This is a genomic window from Methanosarcina sp. (assembly GCF_049706645.1).
In the GTDB taxonomy this organism is placed as follows: Archaea; Halobacteriota; Methanosarcinia; order Methanosarcinales; family Methanosarcinaceae; genus Methanosarcina.
In genome coordinates this window covers 43,318-61,926 of the sequence record NZ_JBNAKP010000014.1, presented here as the reverse complement: position 1 = coordinate 61,926, position 18,609 = coordinate 43,318, and the positions used below count along the sequence as shown (strand labels likewise).

At 43.1% G+C, this 18,609-nt stretch carries 15 protein-coding genes; 6 read left to right on the top strand and 9 right to left on the bottom strand.

Annotated elements, in window-relative coordinates:
• Positions 1-147: 147 nt before the first annotated feature.
• Both ACPK8D_RS05425 and tatC (ACPK8D_RS05420) read right to left on the bottom strand, forming a co-directional pair.
• Positions 148-1,095 carry a DMT family transporter gene (locus tag ACPK8D_RS05425; RefSeq protein WP_424716830.1) on the bottom strand — a complete coding sequence of 316 codons (948 nt, stop codon included), beginning with the start codon at positions 1,093-1,095 and terminating at the stop codon, positions 148-150.
• Between the two features lie 400 nt (positions 1,096-1,495).
• The gene (gene tatC / locus ACPK8D_RS05420; RefSeq protein WP_424716829.1) at positions 1,496-2,281 is read right to left on the bottom strand and encodes a Sec-independent protein translocase TatC; all 786 of its coding nucleotides are present in this window, start codon (positions 2,279-2,281) and stop codon (positions 1,496-1,498) included.
• Positions 2,282-3,064: 783 nt separating this feature from the next.
• Here tatC (ACPK8D_RS05420) and tatC (ACPK8D_RS05415) point away from each other — a divergent pair.
• The 4 genes from tatC (ACPK8D_RS05415) (at position 3,065) to ACPK8D_RS05400 (ending at position 5,613) form a co-directional block, all read left to right on the top strand.
• Complete coding sequence (tatC, locus tag ACPK8D_RS05415; RefSeq protein WP_424716828.1) at positions 3,065-3,844, top strand: twin-arginine translocase subunit TatC; 780 nt, start codon at positions 3,065-3,067, stop codon at positions 3,842-3,844.
• Between the two features lie 131 nt (positions 3,845-3,975).
• Positions 3,976-4,380: a Sec-independent protein translocase subunit TatA/TatB gene (locus ACPK8D_RS05410; protein WP_424716827.1), complete on the top strand. Its 405-nt coding sequence runs from the start codon at positions 3,976-3,978 to the stop codon at positions 4,378-4,380.
• Positions 4,381-4,623: 243 nt separating this feature from the next.
• Positions 4,624-4,929: a twin-arginine translocase TatA/TatE family subunit gene (locus ACPK8D_RS05405; RefSeq protein ID WP_424716826.1), complete on the top strand. Its 306-nt coding sequence runs from the start codon at positions 4,624-4,626 to the stop codon at positions 4,927-4,929.
• 162 nt (positions 4,930-5,091) lie between these two features.
• Complete coding sequence (locus ACPK8D_RS05400) at positions 5,092-5,613, top strand: Nudix hydrolase (RefSeq protein ID WP_424716825.1); 522 nt, start codon at positions 5,092-5,094, stop codon at positions 5,611-5,613.
• Positions 5,614-5,709: 96 nt separating this feature from the next.
• Here the strand turns inward: ACPK8D_RS05400 and amrS (ACPK8D_RS05395) are convergent, their stop codons facing one another.
• Entirely contained in the window at positions 5,710-6,774 is a 1,065-nt protein-coding gene (gene amrS, locus ACPK8D_RS05395; protein WP_424716824.1) for an AmmeMemoRadiSam system radical SAM enzyme, read from the bottom strand.
• A 476-nt stretch (positions 6,775-7,250) separates the two neighbouring features.
• Positions 7,251-8,531 carry a methyltransferase gene (locus ACPK8D_RS05390; protein ID WP_424716823.1) on the bottom strand — a complete coding sequence of 427 codons (1,281 nt, stop codon included), beginning with the start codon at positions 8,529-8,531 and terminating at the stop codon, positions 7,251-7,253.
• 482 nt (positions 8,532-9,013) lie between these two features.
• Here ACPK8D_RS05390 and ACPK8D_RS05385 point away from each other — a divergent pair, with 482 nt between their 5' ends.
• Positions 9,014-11,053 (top strand): MASE3 domain-containing protein, encoded by a 2,040-nt coding sequence (locus ACPK8D_RS05385; RefSeq protein WP_424716822.1) that lies wholly within the window; start codon positions 9,014-9,016, stop codon positions 11,051-11,053.
• Positions 11,054-11,176: 123 nt separating this feature from the next.
• Here the strand turns inward: ACPK8D_RS05385 and ACPK8D_RS05380 are convergent, their stop codons facing one another.
• The 3 genes from ACPK8D_RS05380 to amrS (ACPK8D_RS05370) all read right to left on the bottom strand — a co-directional run bounded on the left by ACPK8D_RS05380 (position 11,177) and on the right by amrS (ACPK8D_RS05370) (position 13,996).
• On the bottom strand, positions 11,177-11,362 hold the full coding sequence (locus ACPK8D_RS05380) for a hypothetical protein (protein WP_424716821.1): 186 nt from the start codon (positions 11,360-11,362) through the stop codon (positions 11,177-11,179).
• A 415-nt stretch (positions 11,363-11,777) separates the two neighbouring features.
• Entirely contained in the window at positions 11,778-12,542 is a 765-nt protein-coding gene (locus ACPK8D_RS05375; RefSeq protein WP_424716820.1) for a P-loop NTPase, read from the bottom strand.
• Between the two features lie 440 nt (positions 12,543-12,982).
• The gene (gene amrS, locus ACPK8D_RS05370) at positions 12,983-13,996 is read right to left on the bottom strand and encodes an AmmeMemoRadiSam system radical SAM enzyme (protein WP_424716819.1); all 1,014 of its coding nucleotides are present in this window, start codon (positions 13,994-13,996) and stop codon (positions 12,983-12,985) included.
• A gap of 200 nt (positions 13,997-14,196) precedes the next feature.
• Between amrS (ACPK8D_RS05370) and ACPK8D_RS05365 the strand changes: the two genes are divergently transcribed.
• On the top strand, positions 14,197-14,559 hold the full coding sequence (locus ACPK8D_RS05365; protein WP_424716818.1) for an Mth938-like domain-containing protein: 363 nt from the start codon (positions 14,197-14,199) through the stop codon (positions 14,557-14,559).
• 95 nt (positions 14,560-14,654) lie between these two features.
• Here ACPK8D_RS05365 and ACPK8D_RS05360 read toward each other — a convergent pair whose 3' ends face one another.
• Together ACPK8D_RS05360 and ACPK8D_RS05355 are read right to left on the bottom strand one after the other, a co-directional pair.
• A complete protein-coding gene (locus ACPK8D_RS05360) occupies positions 14,655-15,707 on the bottom strand; it encodes a DUF362 domain-containing protein (RefSeq protein WP_424716909.1) in 1,053 nt (350 codons plus the stop codon).
• Positions 15,708-16,039: 332 nt separating this feature from the next.
• Positions 16,040-18,451: a hypothetical protein gene (locus ACPK8D_RS05355; protein WP_424716817.1), complete on the bottom strand. Its 2,412-nt coding sequence runs from the start codon at positions 18,449-18,451 to the stop codon at positions 16,040-16,042.
• Positions 18,452-18,609 lie beyond the last annotated feature (158 nt).

The window sequence follows — 18,609 nt, the reverse complement described above, 5'->3', positions numbered from 1 at the left end:
TTTTTTGAAAAGGTTTGCGATCAAGCATTTTTTAAAAAGGTTTGCGTTGCGCCATTTGATCACGCCAACAATGCCATAACACATCGTTTTCGCTCAAGCCTTTTTTGAAAAGGCTTGCGCTCAAGTTTTTTTTGAAAAGGCTTGCGATCAAACCTTTTTTGAGAAGGTTTGCGGAACTCCGGGCATTTTTTCCTTGAGAACAGGTTCGCTTTCGGTCTTGCTTTCTTCTTCAAGACTTGCCAGGAAAGAACTGGAAAGGATAAGAACACATCCGATAAGGGTTTCCGAGGATATGGGATCTTTTAAGAGGAGATAAGCGAAAAAAATCGTACTAACAGGTTCAAGCAGGGAAAGTATGCTTGCATTCTGGGCTTTAACGTGCACAAGCCCTGTAAAATAAAGAATCGAACCCACTGAGGTGATTGTTACCCCTAGAAACAGGAGCACAGGCAGGTTCTCGATAAGAGCTGCTGCGGGGGTCTCTCTTACAAAAGGGAGCAGCAATACAAGCGTTACACAGGTTGAGATAAGGATCTGTTCAAAGGCTGAATACTCGTCCCTGAGGTAGCGGGAAGTAACTGTAATGCAGGCGTAAAAAAGGCCTGAAAAAAGTCCCATGAGCACCCCAAACAGGTATCCTGGCTCAATTCCCGGGCCGGAAACAAGGTTTTCAGGGCCGATCACGATTACCACACCCGCAAGAGAAAGAATAAGGGCAGCAACGCTCTTTCTGCTATGTTTTTCTTTCAGGAGGACGGGAGCGAGCAGCAAAACGTAAAACGGAGCCGTATAGAGTAGAAGTACGGATATCGAGACATTTGTAAAGCTCACAGCCGTATAATAAGAGAGCATCGCGCCTGCCTGCCAGGCTCCAAGCAGCATCAGGGTTTTTCGCTTTCCCCGGAGTCTGATTCCTGACAACTTTCCGGTAACTGCCAGATAGCCTGCAAGCGCAAGAAGTCCGAAAAGAAGCTGGTAGAATACAACAGCCCCTGCTGCCATATTCTTTACGTACATGAAAATAATTCCTGAAAACCCGTAGATGACGGATGCGGCAACTACCTGGATGTTTGCCTTTAAATGCTGCGGCTCCATGACTCTCAAGATAGGGGATCAGGTTAAATAAGACTTTCTTGAGCCTGTTGAAAATGGTCTCAGGACAGCCGGATTGCTGGCAGTCGCCAGCTTACAAATTATGGTTTAACAATACTGTCAAAAAAACCGTTTTATAAAAGTAATTTCGATAATCTTAAATCCTGTCAAAACAAAATATAAGAGGATAAGCGAGTGCGGAAAAAGAACGATAAGAGGCGTGTTTTGGTTGCTTTTTCGACTATCATCGCATCACCCCAAACACGCCTGTGCCTCTAATCCGCACATCTCCAAAGGCGCTGATTCTTTTTTGTGAGCTTGATAATACTGAGTTCTTATTTTTATTCTTGAGCTCTTCTTCTCATTTTTCAGCTCTTACTTTCCCTTGAGCTCTTACTTTCCTTCAGTTTCTTCTCGTAATTCCGACTGCCGCTGCTGAAGGATCAGGTTTGGAAAGGCTGTTTTTCACTCCAAGTATCCTGACAATCACCAGGCTTATTTCAAAGAAAACTACCATGGGCACGGCAAGCATTATCTGACTGATCACATCCGCTCCCGGAGTAACAGTAGCTGCAATAATCATTATGAGGACGTAAAGATGCTTTCTATAGGTCACAAGAGTCCTGTATTTTACAAATCCGTTCCGGGTAAGGAAGGTGAGTACTATCGGAAGTTCGAAAACCAGGCCGAACATTGCCGTGCCTGAGGCTACGAACGAGATGAACTTGAAGATCGAGTAAGTCGCAGTCACCCCTGAACTGGCGGCGTCCATATAGAGGTACTTGAGGAAAAGGGGCAGCATGAGAAAATACGCGTATGAAATCCCAAGGATGAACATGACGACAGCACCTATACCCAGTACGACAAACTGGCCTTTTCCGATCGATATCGGAACCTGAACTGAATACCGCTTCGAAATGGCCCTGTAAGTATAGAATGCAATCAGAGGCAGGGTAATGAGCAGCCCGATTATGACCGAGAGCTTGAGCTGCAGCATCATCACTTCCAGAGGGGAAACATAAACGAGTTTTGCACCCTCAGGGAGGAGATCTTCTTTCATCCTCTCTATCAGGGGCCCGGTAAACTGGAAAGAGAGAAGAATGCCTGTGATAAGGACCCCGGCAATCACAAGTAATTTATTTCGCAGGGTCAGCAGGATTACACTGAGATTTTCAATGGCTTCAGACATATGGAGTACCTATCCGGAAAAGCAAAAGAAAGTTTTTTATCCCATTTAAGGGAACTTTTTTATTCACCGCAAGGAGGTCAGGGAGATCTATTCGCTGCAGTGATTTTTATCATCAACTTTCTTTTTACCTATTTTGTTTTTTCGCTTTGGGTTTATCCGGCTCTTTTCATGGAATCCTTTAAACATTTCCTGAAACTGCCAGCCATTCAGGAGAAATTCGATCAACGGGAGCCACAAAGTTTGAGTACGGAAACAATGGTGTTCAAGTACAGGGAACCGGGAAATAGCAGTTACCTTAATAAGTTATATTAATTATAATAGGTATATTATATTAATTATCTTAATCGAATCATACAATCTATACAATCCACAGATTATAAGATTATATTAACTATCTTAATCGAGTTATACTAATTACCATAACTATATTAAACAAATTTCTCAACTAACTTATATCAATTACGATAACTATATTATGCAAATTATCTTAATTCAGTTATATTAATTGCCATACCCAGATTAAATAAATTATCTTAATCAGGTTATATTAATCATTTTGAGTGATCATATTATGGTGACTCAGGTGCCATAAATATTCAGGTATGCGGTTATCAGGTATGCAATTATATAATAGAAAGATATTGTGAAAAGGGATCATAAGTTACATTCCGAGAATCTCCTGCACCGGAGAATCGGAATTTCTCAGAAGGGTTGCAGATTCACATTTAATATTATGTTCCGATATTAATATATTTATCCAGGTACATCTAAGAGCGGAAAAAAATGGACTCACAGCATACAGGCAACGGAACAACTTCTACCGGAAAAGCATCAGGAGTGAATTCATACACCTCCGGTGTTCCGGGAGATATCGAAGAACCCATTATGGCCCACCTGTTCGAGCTAAGGAACAGGCTGGCAATCGTTTTAATCTGGCTCTTCCTCGGAATAATTCTCGCTTTCCCATTTTCGGCAAAAGGGATGCTGCTTGTGTGGAAAGAATTTATAAGTACTGACCTTTACATGACAGCGTACTCGCCCCTCGAATGGACCTTTGCTCGCCTCAAACTGTGCCTGGTCTTTGCTCTTGCAATCTCGATTCCGCAACTCTTCTACCAGCTTTACAGGTTTGCAGGCAAGGGGCTTTATCCTCATGAGAGGCGTTTTTTCCTCAAGGTAATTCCGGCATCTTTCCTGCTTTTCCTCTTCGGGACCGCTATAGGTTACTTTATCGTCCTGCCTGTTATGTTCAAATACATTCTCTTTTACTCAGGCGATATGGCTACAGCCCAGCTTTCCGTCCAGAATACCCTTTCAGCCATAACCACAATCCTGGTGGGTTTCGGAATTGTATTCCAGCTCCCCCTGCTTGTGGTTTTTGCCGTGAAAATGGGGCTTGTAGATTACCAGACCCTCAAAAAGCAGAGAATACTGGTCTACAGTGCGATTATGGCAATTTCGCTATTCCTCTCCCCTGACCCGACTTTTATTGCTCAGATTGTTGTAGCGCTTTTACTTGGAGTCCTGTTTGAGTTCAGCCTGCTGGTGGTCCGGCTATTTTGAGGGCGACTTAGCCGATTTAATTTCATTCTTTCTCTTTGAAATTCGGGCCATTCTAAGAAATTTCAAAATTGAGCCAGTCCATCGATCTTTTTACAAGAACTTTTATATTTGATTGTTGATAATAACCAGCAATGATAGGTACCGCGGAATTGATAGCAATCATCGTTGCTGCTCTCTTCCTCTTTGGGCCCCAGAAGCTTCCTGGGCTTGCACGGTCTTTAGGAGGTGCAATGGGGGAATTTAAAAAAGCACAGCGCGCTGCTGAGCTTGAGCTCACTCAATTCGATGCCTACACCCGAAAGACCGGGAAAACGGTTACTCCCGCGGAAAAAGAGAAAGAGAAGGAACAAAAAGAAGTTCCAGGGAAAGAACAGGAACAAAAAGACGTTCCAGAGAAAGAGAAGGAACAGAAAGACGTTCCAGGCAGCAGTAAAGAAATAAAAACCGATACGGACCTGAAAACAGGTACAGACCTGGAAAATGCGCCGGAAACCGGAAAATCTATCCCCGGACAGGAAGAGTCCCGGAAAAGCTGAAATACCAGGGTCGAGCCAGGATAAAAGGAGTAGATCTGAGGAGACAGATTCAGGAAGATAGACTGAAATAAAAAAATGAAATAAAAAGAGTTAAATATATAAAATATCTAAAATGATAAATAAAAATAGAAACTTTATATATCATAAAAAATCTTAGCTTAACTTAGAGATATTCACAATTTTCAGATCATTATTACCTTTCAAATTATATTTATCTAAGAAAACGACAGTTGAGGTCAAGCCATGATAGGCACAAATGAACTCTTGATGATTTTTGGAGTAATTGTACTCCTTTTTGGGGCAGCCAAACTTCCGGAACTTGCCCGGTCCATGGGAAGTTCGATGGGAGAATTTAAAAAGGCCCAGAAAGAATCGGAGCTAAACCTGAAGGAGTTTGAAAAATCCTTAAAGGAGCCCGCAGCTCCAAAAAGCAAGGTACAGGAAACCGCCCAGAGACTCGGGATTGAAATAAGAGGCAAAACCGACGACCAGCTTCTGGATGAGATCCAGAAATCCACAGAAAGGCCAAAAGAGGTTTCCGAGCCCTGAGAAACACCTGAAAAGTGAGTTTCTCTTTTCTTTTCACGGCATTTAACTCAGGCTTAACCTTTTATTGAAGCCTCTCATTTTTAATTTTATTTTAACCGAAATTCTTAATTTTTACCCTCAACCGAATTCGGACAGTGAAACAATCCAGCAGAGAGGTCTTTTGTGGTAGAGCTGATCAGCGAAGTCGACAAAAACGATAATTTTCTTGGGCTGCGCGAGCGAGAGGAGTTTTATTCGGGAAAGCATATTCACAGGGCTGCCCAGCTTATCCTGCTTAACCCTGAAGATAAAATGCTTATCCAGAAAAGGTCGCCCCAAAAGCGCTGGTACCCTGACCGTTATACCTACTCGGTAAGCGGTACCGTAGCGGATGAGACTTATGAAGCCTGCATGAAGCGGGAAATGCTTGAAGAAATAGGAATTTCGGTCCCTTTCAGGAAATTATTTAAGATTCCCTGTATTTTCGAAAACAAAGGGGGCTTCCACACGGTATTTTCAGGCCGATGTTCGGAAAAAACCGCAAGCTTAATCCGGCCTGATCCGGAAGAAGCCGTCTGTGTAGAATGGGTAGAGCTGGAAGAATTGCACAGGGCCGTTAAAACCGAACCTGAAAAATATACGCCTTCCCTGCGAGCAGGAATTATAAAAATCTTTCAGGAAGGATATGGAAAATGTATCTTCTGAAAAAATAACACTTTTCCAATAAAGAAAAACAATTCGGTATATCCCAGTTTTTGCCCTGTAATTTTCTTTTCTGGGCTGGCTCTTAGCGATCAGGGCTTAATATCCGTATTCGCCAGGTACCTTTTTCGAGCCGACGTATTCACCTATTATAGGAATATGTTCCCCACATTTAGGACAGGTTTTCTCAGGTGTGATATCGTACTTTTCGATTTCGAAAAAGCCTCGGGAAATCAGCATTTTTCCACAGTTCGGGCAGAAAGTGTTATTGCGATCGCTGCCAGGGACATTGCCCATATATACATATTTCATCCCTTCCTCGGTTGCGATTTTGCAGGCTTCCTGCATGGTTTTTACAGGCGTCGGGGAGAGATTCTGCATCTTGTACTGGGGATGAAAACGCGTGAAGTGAAGTGGAGTCTCAGGCCCCAGGTTTTTGTACACCCATTTTGAGAGTTCCCTGAGCTCTTCAAGGGAATCGTTTACACCTGGAATGATGAGGGTCGTAATCTCTACATGGATTCCGAGTTCTTTTGCAAGGGCAGAAGCCTCGAGCACAGGAGCCAGTTTTGCGCTGGCGACATCATGATAAAACTTTTCATTGAAAGCCTTGATGTCGATATTGGCGGCATCCAGGTAGGGTGCTATATGCCTGAGGGCATCAGGCGTCATATACCCGTTTGTCACATAGATTGTTGCAAGTCCAGCGTCTTTTGCTAGTTTCGCACACTCGTAGGTGTATTCGTGCCAGATCGTGGGCTCGTTATAGGTCCAGGCAACCGAGCTTGAGCGTGACAGAAATGCTCTTTCAATTAGCTCGCCAGGAGGGACATCCATTGTATAAGCCTCCTCCAGACAGACCTGGGAAATCGACCAGTTCTGGCAGTGCTTGCACCGGAAATTGCATCCTATTGACCCGACTGAGTAAACATAAGATCCCGGGTAAAAATGATAAAGCGGCTTCTTCTCGATAGGGTCAACGGCCTCGCTTGAAACCGTCCCGTAGATAAGAGTATATAATTCTCCTTCCCTGTTCTCCCTGACCCCGCAAAAGCCCCTTTTTCCCGGGGGAATTTTGCAACTCTGGGCACAGAGGTTACAGTGTACTTTATTATCTCCGATTTTCTCGTAGAACATGGCTTCTTTTATCACATCAATCCCCATTTAGAAATTGTTTTACAGCATAATAACGTTGCTGTTTCAGATTTTTCCAGTTCCGCAGGAAGAAATGACCAGCCTGTCGTTAAGTTTTCTCGCTGGCAATGTGATTTGAGACAATGCGTCCGGGACAATACCGTGCCCTGACATCGTGCCTATTGTATCATATGTCTATCCGGAAAATAAACTTGCAGGGCAGGAGCAAGCCTTTTCTGGCTGGAATGGTCCGGGAAACCTGTATTTTTCCAGGCAAGTAAACTATTTTAAAAAAGTTTTTAAGATTTTTTCTCAGTCTTTTGCCCCGAAGCAGCATTAAAGCTTATTTTCTACGTTAAACCTCATGATGAACTCGGTTCCGTTTTCTCTTTTCAATTCAATTTTGCCCTCAAGCTGATTAACCAGGATGCTTACCAGCTGCAGGCCGAGAGTCTCGGGACTTTTAAAATCAAGTTCTCCGGCTCAACTAGTTTTCTCTTCAAAGTTCAGGCTGTTTTCCGCGCAAACACAATTCTTGATCCGTCCTTCATATCAAGTGCACGAGAGACTTCAAGCCCGTAATTGCCAAGCATCTCTATATACTCGGTGAAAGGTACGCTATTTTCGAAACTGTATCCTGATCCTCCTTTTTTCACACCTTCAAAAGTCCAGAGATTCCAGTCAAGGCTGAGAAAAGCATTTGAATTCATTTTCTCATCAGGCATCTGTCGGATTACAAAAGTACCTCCCGGATTTAAGGCTTCGGCAAGCCTGGGAATAAGGGAAGGCACTTTTCCTCCGGGGTTAAAGGAAGAAAAGATAAGATCATATCCATCCCCGATTTCATCCTTAAAAAAGTCCCCCGGAATTACGCCCACATTTGATGCTCCGTACTTCTTGATAAACTCCTTTGTTTTTTCCGTGACAGGAGGCAGGTCAAACACAAAAGCCCGAAGGTTTTCGTTCAGTTTTGCAAAAGCAATGGCGTAAAGCCCATGCCCTCCCCCAAGGTCAAGCAGCTTTTTGACATTCTCGAACTCAACATATTCCGCAACGAGTTTGACAGTTTCCTGAAGCATCCCACAGCGTGCGTTTTCAGCCATAGACTGAACAACCTCTCCGAAAAAAGTTCCTTTCTCGAAAATCTCAGGTCCACTCTTCATGATTTCAGGGAGACGATTCCAGAGCTCGACAGTCTTTAACCTTCCGGCAAGGTAATGCTGCTGCGAAAACGGAGAGTTTTCAAGAAGATAAGCGGCACTTAACTCGGAGACCAGGTATACGGCACCACTGCTTTTTTCTTCGTTATTCAGATCCCTGCCTTCAGATTTGTCTTCAGATCTGCCCTCGGGAGCAACACCTGTCTCAGCTTTCTCCTGCCTCTGTGAATTCCCCTCTTCTTCAAACGCTTCTTCTTCAAACCTGTCGAGCAGGCCAAGGCTGTAGAGAGCTTCACAGAAGTGAGGCATGAGCCCGGGATCGCAGCCAAGCTTTTTAGCCAGAGCCCCTGCTGATAAAGGAGCTTTAAGAGCTTCAAACACCCCGAGCTTAAGAGCCGAGACAATCAGCCTGTATTCTCTTAAACCCTGAATCGAAGAATCAATAAGCTTGAAAAAGCGGTCGGAATCTACCTCAGGCTTTTGCATCAACTCAGCCGCTTTTTCAGGCTCATTTCCGTTCTCAGGTTCGATACTGGCACTGGATTCGCCTTCTGATCGGTTTCTCTCTGTAGCTTGCTCATTAACTTCGATATCTTTTCCTGTTTTATCTTCAACTTTGTATCCCATGCCCTATCTCCTTTTAATTAGTTTTCCACATTCAACACATCAATTTTTTGAAAATTTAACTTCGCATACATTTAGCTATATAAATATTAATTTGATAAAATATTGTAATACATAATAAGATAAAAAGTTTATTTTATGCCAAGATAAGTAAACGTCGTTAACTAAAGGTAATACTCTGAGAAAAAGTTGAAACTTTAGGGAATAATTCAAAATTTAGTAAATAATTCGAAATTTAGTAAATAATTCAAAATTTAGAAAGATTTTGAAAAGATATAAAAGTTGTCTGGTGAGCTGGTATATACCGAAACCGGCATAGAAATCCGGCTTTCCCGGTTAAACATTATTAAATTATCTGGCTTATCAGTCAGGCTAAAGTGAGCATTCGAGCTCTCAGCAACATGATTTGAAATTCAGTTCGGGTTTTCTACAGGATATATAAAATTCGAAACAATTTTATATTATAGTTAATAGATAAGCCCAGGATGCAATATGGGCAGATAAAACATTTTACAGTTTTTAATGCTCCCATTATTAAGACGGGGTTATTCCTGGTAATAGCGTGTGTGCTCTATGCGATCAGTCTTGAGAATTATCTGCTCTTTCGTATTATCGTAAATTTGTTTAATGTTATAATCGCTTACATGGTTTTCATAATTGTATGGAAATCAAAAGTCATTTCTGAAAACCGATACCTTACCTTTATCGGGACTGCACTCTTTTTTATAGCAGGCCTCGGTTTTCTACGTGCATTTTCGTACAAAGAAATGGGCGTGTTCCCCGAATATGGGACAAATCTTCCGGTGCAGCTCTGGATAGTTATGAGATACCTTGGAAGCATCTCCTTTTTCGTGGCTCCGCTGCTTCTGGCGCAGGTTTCAGGAGATGAAAAAAGAGACGAGAAGGCCAGTGGAAATGATCAGTTTGCCCAGGAAGTATTCTTTATATATGCTGTAATTACGGCAGTCCTCCTGCTCTTAATCTTCAAATATGGAAACTTTCCGGACTGTTATGTTGAAGGTTACGGATTAACTGACTTTAAGATATTCAGCGAGTATATTATCTCTGTTTTATTTATTTGCTCAGTGATTCTCCTGTATCGGAAAAAAGACAGGTTCGAAGGATATGTATACAGAATACTTATAGCAGCTATAATAGCATCCATCTTTGCGGAATTTGCCCTTATATACTATACAAATACACAGGAAACTTTGAACTTTATCGGACAGATTCTTAATGCCCTGTCTTTTTATCTTATTTATATTGCAATAGTGGAAACAGGCTTTGAAAAGCCCTGCAGTCTTTTTTTCAGAGAACTTAAGTTCAGGGAAGAAGCCCTGAGAAAAGAAACTACTTTTCTGAAGGATGACCAGGGAAGGATTTACAGAATGCTCGGAGTTGAGAACGGTATACCCGAGCCTGCAATTGAGAAACTGCAAGAGCAAAGCCTGCAGGATAAAACGAAACACTATAAGTCATTCGTGCAGGATATTCACGGGCTTATATACTTCCGGCTTAACGAGAAACGTGTTCCTGTGTCTATGGACGGGGCTGTGGAGGAAATTACTGCTTATAAAAAGGGGGATTTCATTTCCGGGAAAATGAAATGGGTTGAAATAGTCGTACCTGAAGACCGCCCTTTATTTATTGAAGCTATAAAAACGGTAGAGTCAAGCCCAAATTCCTCTCTGGAACTGGAATACAGGATAGGGAGAAAAGATGGAGAGATAAGATGGGTCCGGGAAATTATGCAACTTATTCCCGGAAAGTCCGGCACCTCCGAGAAATTCCAGGGCTTTATTCACGATATTACTCAACGCAAAATGGCGGAAGAAACTTTTTCAAAGGTTGAAGAAGCCCGTATAAAAGAAATCCATCACCGAATAAAAAATAACCTGCAGGTTATTTCCTCATTACTCAGCCTTCAAGCGGAAAAGCTCAATGATAGGAAAACTTTCCAATCATCAGAAGTCCTTGAAGCCTTCAGGGAAAGCCAGAACCGTGTAGTTTCCATGGCTCTGATTCACGAAGAGTTATATCAGGGTAAAGATATGGAAACCCTTGAATTTTCGGCTTACCTGCGCAGGCTGACTGGGGATCTTGTTAAATCATATGATTTAGGGAATAAGGACGTCAGTTTAAAATTGGAACTTGAGCCGGTTTACCTCGGAATGGACACGGCTGTGCCCCTGGGAATTACAGTAAACGAACTTGTTTCAAATGCCCTGAAGCATGCTTTTCCTGCAGGCAAAGGTGGAGAAATTCGCATAAGTCTTTTTGAATTAAAGGACAGCAATAAAGAAAACGGAAGCAGCAATGTCTGCAAAAACGAAAGGGACTCACAGTTTATTCTTACTGTGGCCGATAACGGAGCAGGCATTCCCGAAAATCTCGATTTCAGAAATACCTGTTCACTTGGGCTTCAACTTGTAAATATTCTCGTAGAACAGATCGATGGCTGTATCGAACTTAAAAGAGACTCTGGAACGGAGTTCAGGATCATGTTCAGAAAGGCAGAAGAATAAAAGAAGAGAGACATAGACTTTAAATTAGCTTTAAACCGATATTTAAGTTGAACTTTTGAAGAAGGGAAACAGGGCTAAAAATAGTAAATTTAAAAAAGAACTTTAGAAGGATGCGTCAACGTTTTAGAAGGATGCGTCAACGTAATCGACCGGCCTTTTGAAAACAGCTGCTATCATACCGTTTTCGTCGATCTCGTCTGCAAACTTGATCAGTTCCCAGCCTTCAATTCCGAGGCTGTTAAGATCTTCTTTTGTCTTTGACCACTCACTGAACCTTATCTCTTTAACATCATATTCCCAGATGGTCACTTTAATTCATCTCCAGTAAAGTTGGGTAAGATTAACTCATATATTAAGTGGTGGCATCTGCTATATTTATCTTTTTAAAAAATAGATTTGCGATTAAATCAACTAAAATTGATCTAAAAACAAATCCCACTCCCGTTTATTCCATAAAAAACCGTACATTTCCAGGTAGCTTAAAAATCCAGCTTACTCATACAATTTCAAGTTGCCTTAAAGGCATAGCATACGGAATTCTTTTTCGCTATTGTACCAGTTCAGGTGAAGGCGCTTCCCCATTTTCACGGTTTCAAAAACGCGAGTTGGAGAACATCCGGTTCGAAATCTGGGGGACGTAAGCCAGACTCCTGACGACTTCCGACCGTTCCGTCAGGCAGTCCTTGTCCTTTTTTATTCATACCAGTTCCTTCCCTGAATCACTTCAGGCCCTGGTTCCAGAAATCAGGAAGTCAGTAATTGACTCTATTTCCGGGAGTTCCATATTCAGCTCTTCTCCTGCAAACCCTGCCCGGAAAACCTCCATATCCGACGGTACCGAAGCCAGGACGTGAGTTTTGTCCAGGGTTTCCAGCATAAAATGGGTCCCAATTTTATCCGTGCGGTTGAAAATGAAATACAAAGGTTTTCCGGCTTTTTCTGCAAGCTGTCTTATTTTTTCAGAAAGCCGAATGGACTCATAAGAAGGGTCAACTACCATCAGTACAAGGTTGCACCCTTCCTCAATCCCCCTTCCGAAGTGCTCGATTCCGGCTTCGGTGTCCACAAGCACCAGGTCTTCGGATGTGGTTTCTATGTTTTTCAAAAGGTGCCTGGCCAGCGCACCCATAGGACAGGCACAACCTTCCCCGAAATCATGAATTTTCCCTACAGCCATCATTTTTATGTTTCCATTCTTCACCGTGTAAGCCTCAGGGATTTCAGATATCCCCCATTTCTCATCAAAAATGCTTACAACTCCCCCTGTTTGAAAAGCCTGCCTCATCTTTTCCCCCAGGGCTTTTTTTCCTCCAAGGTAATTCATGAAGTCTTCCGGCATTTCAACCCCAAGCTGTCGGTGCAGCCCGAAGTTCGATTCATCGCTGTCCACAACAAGCACATTGTACCCTTTTCTTGCCATTGCCTTCGCAAGCAGAGCAGTAATCGTACTCTTGCCGCTTCCACCTTTTCCGCATATAAGAACTTTCATTTTCAAACCTCTTTCAAGACCTTACTTTCAATAAACAAAGCAGTTTTCAATTCCGCGTGTTTTAGCCAGGTAACCAGGCATTACTTAAGACTTTAAATAAATAAATTAATATTTTTTATTAATATTGTTCTGGTTTTTATGTCCAAATAAGAGAAAAGATTCAAGATTGATAAAACTTTCGAAATATTCCTTTCCTTAAAAATAATAAGTACAAAAAATTGAGGATTCAGGAACAGAATCCACCTGATCCGATAGGTAATTCCCTGATTGCGGAAATCAATTTTCAAAAAAGATAACAAGCTGGATCGCTGATAATTATGATAATTTTTGATGCCTGAGAGCGAGCTTTATTTATCATTCTGTGAATCCGGCCGGAGATTCCGGAGATTTACTTCCTTGCAGCACTTTCAGGAGGTTTTGATTTTTTTTGGATTTCAGAATCACTTCTGTCCAGCATATTCCCCAACAATAGGAATAACTTCTCCGCATTTCGGGCAGGTCTTATCAGGGCTTATATTATATTCCTGGACTTCAAAAAACCCCCTTGCAATCAACAGGCTCCCACATTCAGGACAGTAAGTATTCTCATGGGGGTGCCCCGGTACATTGCCTATATACACAAACCGCATCCCTTCCTCAATTGCAACCGAGCGCGCCTTGTCCAGGGTTGCAACAGGCGTTGGAGGGAGACTTTTCATCCTGTGGTGGGGGTGGAAGCGGTTGAAGTGGAGAGGAGTATCTCTCCCCAGGTTTTTGTAAACCCAGCGGGAAAGTTCCCGGAGCTCGTCTGTAGAATCATTATGGGTAGGGATTATCAGGTTTACAACCTCCACATGGACCCCGAGACCTTTTGCAAGCCGGGACGCCTCAAGCACAGGAGCCGGTTTTGCCCCGCAGATTTCCCGGTAGAATGCTTCGGAAAAACTCTTGATGTCCACGCTGAAGGCATCCAGGTAAGGAGAGATTCGTTCAAGGGCTTCGGGGGTGATGTAGCCGTTAGTCACATAGTTTGTTCCGAGGCCTGCCTCCTTTGCAAGTTTTGCCCCGTCGTAAGTGTACTCATACCAGACCGTGGGCTCGTTGTAAGTCCAGGAAACCGACTGGCACCCCGCCATTTTAGCCTGCCTGACAAGCTGGAGGGGGCTGAGGGTTTCCAGGAAAGCGTCCTCCGGAGATGCCCGGGAAAGCCTCCAGTTCTGGCAGTGCCTGCACCTGAAATTGCAGCCAATGGTCCCGACTGAATACGCCGTGGAGCCCGGGTAATAGTGGTAAAGGGGCTTCTGTTCTATATTCGCTACAGCTTCGCTTGCGACTCCTCCGTAGACAAGGGAGAAAAGCGATCCTTCACAGTTTTCCCTTACCCCGCAGATGCCCCGCTTACCGGGTTTTATCCTGCACCTGTGGGCACAGAGGTTGCATTTCACTTCATTTTCGGCAAGCTTTTCATAAAACATGGCTTCGTGAATTTTTATACAACTCCCCCTGTTCCGGGCTATGGGATTATTGAAAAACGTGTGACAATGTTATCCCTGTTCGTTTATTTCCTGCAGGGTAATAAGCCTGTGGTCTCATAAATAATATTGTCTGCAGTGTTCTCTTCCTGCGGAGGCTATTTCTATATCCGGAGAAGATCTTTTGTTTTAAAAGGGGGAACATGAAACCAAAAATTAATTCCACTAGTTTCGGTTCGATTACGGTCAAGGGGAAAAACTTTGAGTATGACATCCTTATCCGCCTGGACGGTCAGGTCGAAAAACGCCGGAAAAAGCTCTCAAAAAAACTGTATGGGACATCCCATAAGCTCTCGCTTGCCGAAGCGAAATACATCTACGAAAAAGGGGCAGAAAAGCTCATTATGGGGACTGGACAGACCGGCTACGTAGAGCTTTCGAAAAAAGCTAAAAAATTCTTCGAAGAAAATGATATCAAAACAAAACTCCTTCCAACCCCTGAAGCGATTAAGCTCTGGAATAAAAGCAAAGGAAAAACTATTGCAATGTTCCATGTAACCTGCTGAATTATATCCCCCTCGCTAAAAACATGAAAAATTAAAAAAGAAAGAAATTAAGGGGTAATGAGGTTGAGTTTATTAAAAAATCAAAAACCGTTTATTCAAATCTCAACCAGCTCGTAGTCCCTGCTCCCAAGGCCGATTTTTTCAGCGTATTCAAGCTGGTGAGTGCCGTCTACTCTGGGCCAGGTCCCTTTGAACTTGTCAGCCCCTGCCTCATGGTTGCACTGCAGAGCAGAGCTCACAAGCCCTTTCTGCCTGTTAACAAGGTCATAGCTTGCCTGGTCAAGGGCAACCGGGTCGGTTGATGCAAGTATTCCAATATCAGGCACTATCGGGGCGTCACTCCAGGGTACGCAGTCGCAGTCCGGGGTTATTTTAAGCAGGAAATTGATATAGCCTACCCTGCCCTCTTTTCCTTTCACAGCCCCGTATGCATATTCTGTCAGGTACTCAAGAAAGATAGGGATATCATGCTCCCAGTCTATATCGATAGCTCCTTCCGGACAGACTTCCATGCACTGCCCGCAGCTTACGCAGGCTTCGGTCTCAATCCTTGAGAGTTCTCCCTCAAGAGCAGCTGCTCCGGCCGGGCAGACTTCAACGCACTTCCCGCAGCCTATGCACTTTTCTTCAATTACATGTGGGCTTGTCGGAAAATGCTGGTCTCTTTTTCCGGCAGCAGGCGCACAGCCCATTGCCAGGTTCTTGATAGCTCCTCCGAAACCGGCTACGATATGCCCTTTGAAATGGGACATTACAATCATCGAGTCCGCAGCAACGATATCCGACCCGATTTTTACGGACTCGAAGTGTTTTTGCCATATCTCGACCTCTGCTATATTCTGGCTTCTCAGCCCATCCGAAATAATAAGCGGAGCCCGGACAACAGAATAATCAAAACCGTGCTCTATGGCTGTTGTCAGGTGATCAACGGCATTATGTCGGCTGCCCGAGTAAAGAGTATTCGTGTCCGTGACAAACGGTTTTGCTCCGGCTGCCCTGATTTTATCAACAACCTGCCGTACAAACACCGGGTTGATGTAGCCGTCGTTCCCGTATTCTCCGAAATGGACCTTAATCGCGGTCAGGTCTTCTGCTCCAAGCAGTTCGACAAAACCTGCTTCGTCAAAGAGCTTCTGGATCTTGCTTATCTTACTCTCATAAGGGTTTTTTGCCCTCAGGTCTGCGAAATAGACTTTACTTGTCGTATGAGTCCCTCCTGATAAGAATTTGAACTAAACTAATTAAACTTGAATTAAATTTGAGTTAACACTTGAGTTAATCTCAATTTAATACATTGTATGCTGTAAAACCATTGTTATCAAGTAAGGGTTTTTCATTTTTAGACGTTGCGGGGTTATAGAAGGAAGGATTCAGAGCCCTCCTAGTGTTGATACGGCTGATCGTTGAATCCAGGGTGGGTTTTCCGAGGCTGATAAAATTGGTGGGGCAGCTAGTGCCCGCGGGTTTCTATGGTTTCGAATCAGAAATCTTCTTGCGAGGAAACCCATTCAGGGTCTTCTTCAGCCAGTTTTGCGTCGATCTCTTCAGCTTTTTTATGGAATTCTTTTGCAGTTTCGGAATCCCCTATTTCTTCAAGGAGATTTGCGTAGTTGCTGAAAAGCAAAAAATTTCTTTTCAGGGGATCAAGGTCTTCCGGATTGGATTTTGCCAGGCTTTCGTTAAGGGCAAGGGCTTTTTCAAAGCATTCTTTTCCTTTTTCCTGCTGATCCGTAACCGAATATCCGATTCCGATATTATTCAGAGCCCCAAGCATATGATGGAGGTGCATGGGGTTTTCAGGTTCATTCTCATACAGGACTTTGAGGCTTTTGTATGCATATTCGTATTCCTGGATTGTTTCTTCCAGTTTATCGGCATCCCTGTATATGTCCCCGATTTGTTCGGCAAAACTGGCAAGCATCTTCTGAAGTCCCAGGTTCGTCGGGCAGGATTCATATAAATTTTCAATGGTTCGGAGGGCAAGTTCATAGTATTTTCTGGCAATGCTTGAGTCTTTCTTTTCGGATTCCAGTTTTTCAAGGAGTGACATTCCTAAAAAGAATGCTTTACCTGATGTAAGGATTAAGAGTTCCGGGTCTTCAAACTGTTCCGCAATTATCTGGTCAAATCTTTCAAGAGCCTGCCTGTGGTAGGCACCAGCTTTTTCTTCATCTCCAAGTTCGGAATGAAGCACTCCAAGTTCAAAGTATGTAGTTTCTATATCCAGATCATGATCATGGTCCAGATCATGGTTATGTTCCAGGTCGTGGTTGTGGTTCAGATCATGGATGCTTTCAGGAGGCATTAGCTTAAGAAGCTGCTTCTGGACTTTCAGGATCCTTTCATACGCCCAAATAGCTTTTTCGAACTCTCGATTCTTTTTGAACAGCAGGCCCAGACTGGTCAGGGTTTCGAACAGTTCCTCATGGAAAAATTCGCTATGTGGATCGGATTCGAAGGCTTCTTGAAATACGGGGAGAGCCCTTTCATGGTACTGCACTGCAGTTTCAGGCTCCTCTTCTGCATACAGATTCCCGATCTGGTTCCAGGTATCAGCCTTATTAGCTTCTAACATGAGTTTATCGGCTTCCGTGGGGTGAAGGTTTTCGTAGATTTCGATTTCCTTCTCATAATAAGCCCTTGCTTTTTCAATTTCTTCCTCTTCCGCAAAAAGGTCTCCAAGCTCCCGGTAGACATCGGAAAGTTTCAGGGAGTATTCAGGGTTTTCAGGTTCCTTTTGCAGCAGGTTTTCATAGACCCGCAGTTCGTCCTTATAACAGATTTTTGCACTTTCGAAGTCTCCAATCTCCGAAAACAGCTCTGCAAGTTCATCTAAAGATCTGGCAAGGTTTTTATCGGCTCCGAGTATGTCCGGGTATTTATCCATCAGTCCCCGGAAAGTTTCCCTTGCCTTCGTATAATAGTACCTGGCTTTTGTAGTCTCTTCCGTGTCTGAAAATATTAAACCTGAGTCTTTGTACATATCTGCAAGAGCCATAGAAAAAGGAATATTTTTAGAAACCGAGATGCTTTCAGAAACTTCAATATTTTCAGAAACCGGAATATTTTCAGTCTCTTCTTCTATCTCGCTTTCAAGCAGGTCCAGTGCCTTTTTATAGCATTCCTCTGCCTTTACGAGATTTTCCAGGTCCGTGTAAATACCGGCGAGGTAACGGTATACGTAGCTCAGATAAACTTTGGTTTCGGAATTTTCAGGGTCTTTATCGAGGACTTTCCCGTAAATCTCTATTGCCCGGTCATAAATGTGCTTTGTCTCTTCTAAACACTCTTTCTCCTCGCAGATCCTTCCAAAGTTCATAAGCGAGTCATCAAGGCTGCTGAGGTGTTCGGACATTTCAGTTTCACTTTTGAGCAGTTTCTCAATAATATCTAATTTTTTATCGAAAAGTGGAACTGCGTCTTCGATCAGTTCTCCTGCCTCAAAACAGAGCCCTATATTTTCGATCGTTTCCAGGAACTCTTCCAGGTACGCTGGATTTTCTGGATCGGATTCCAATAATTTCTCAAAACCAAGGACTGCTTTTTCGAAAATCCCTTTCATCGGATAGATGTATTCTTTTGCTTTATCAGGATCTTCGAGCTTCGAAAGGATATCTCCAATGCTTCCAATCGTGTCTCTTATAAAGAACCGGTAATCTTCTTTCTCCGGTTCTTCTGAAAAAAGCTTCCAGCTAATTTCCAGCGCCTTTCCGAAAAGCGTAAGAGACTCTTCGAGTTCGTCAATTCTGTATTTTGCAAAACCTTTAAAATACAGGAGATGGTATGAAATCTCAGGGTTCTTTACTTCTTCTGCGATCTTTTCAACCTTATCAAGGTTTTCAAAGGCCTTTTTATATCGCTCTTTATCGATTTCGTCGGCTGCTTTCTTCAATAAGCGAAAAGCAGAATCTTGTAGCTTCCTTGACATAGAAATAGCATAGGTTTTTTCATATAATAATTGTAGGTCCGGGAGGGCTCAATGTAAACTACCCCTCCATGCTTCCTCCGGAGTCGAGAGAGGGACTTCTAGACTTAGAGCAAATGTTAGAA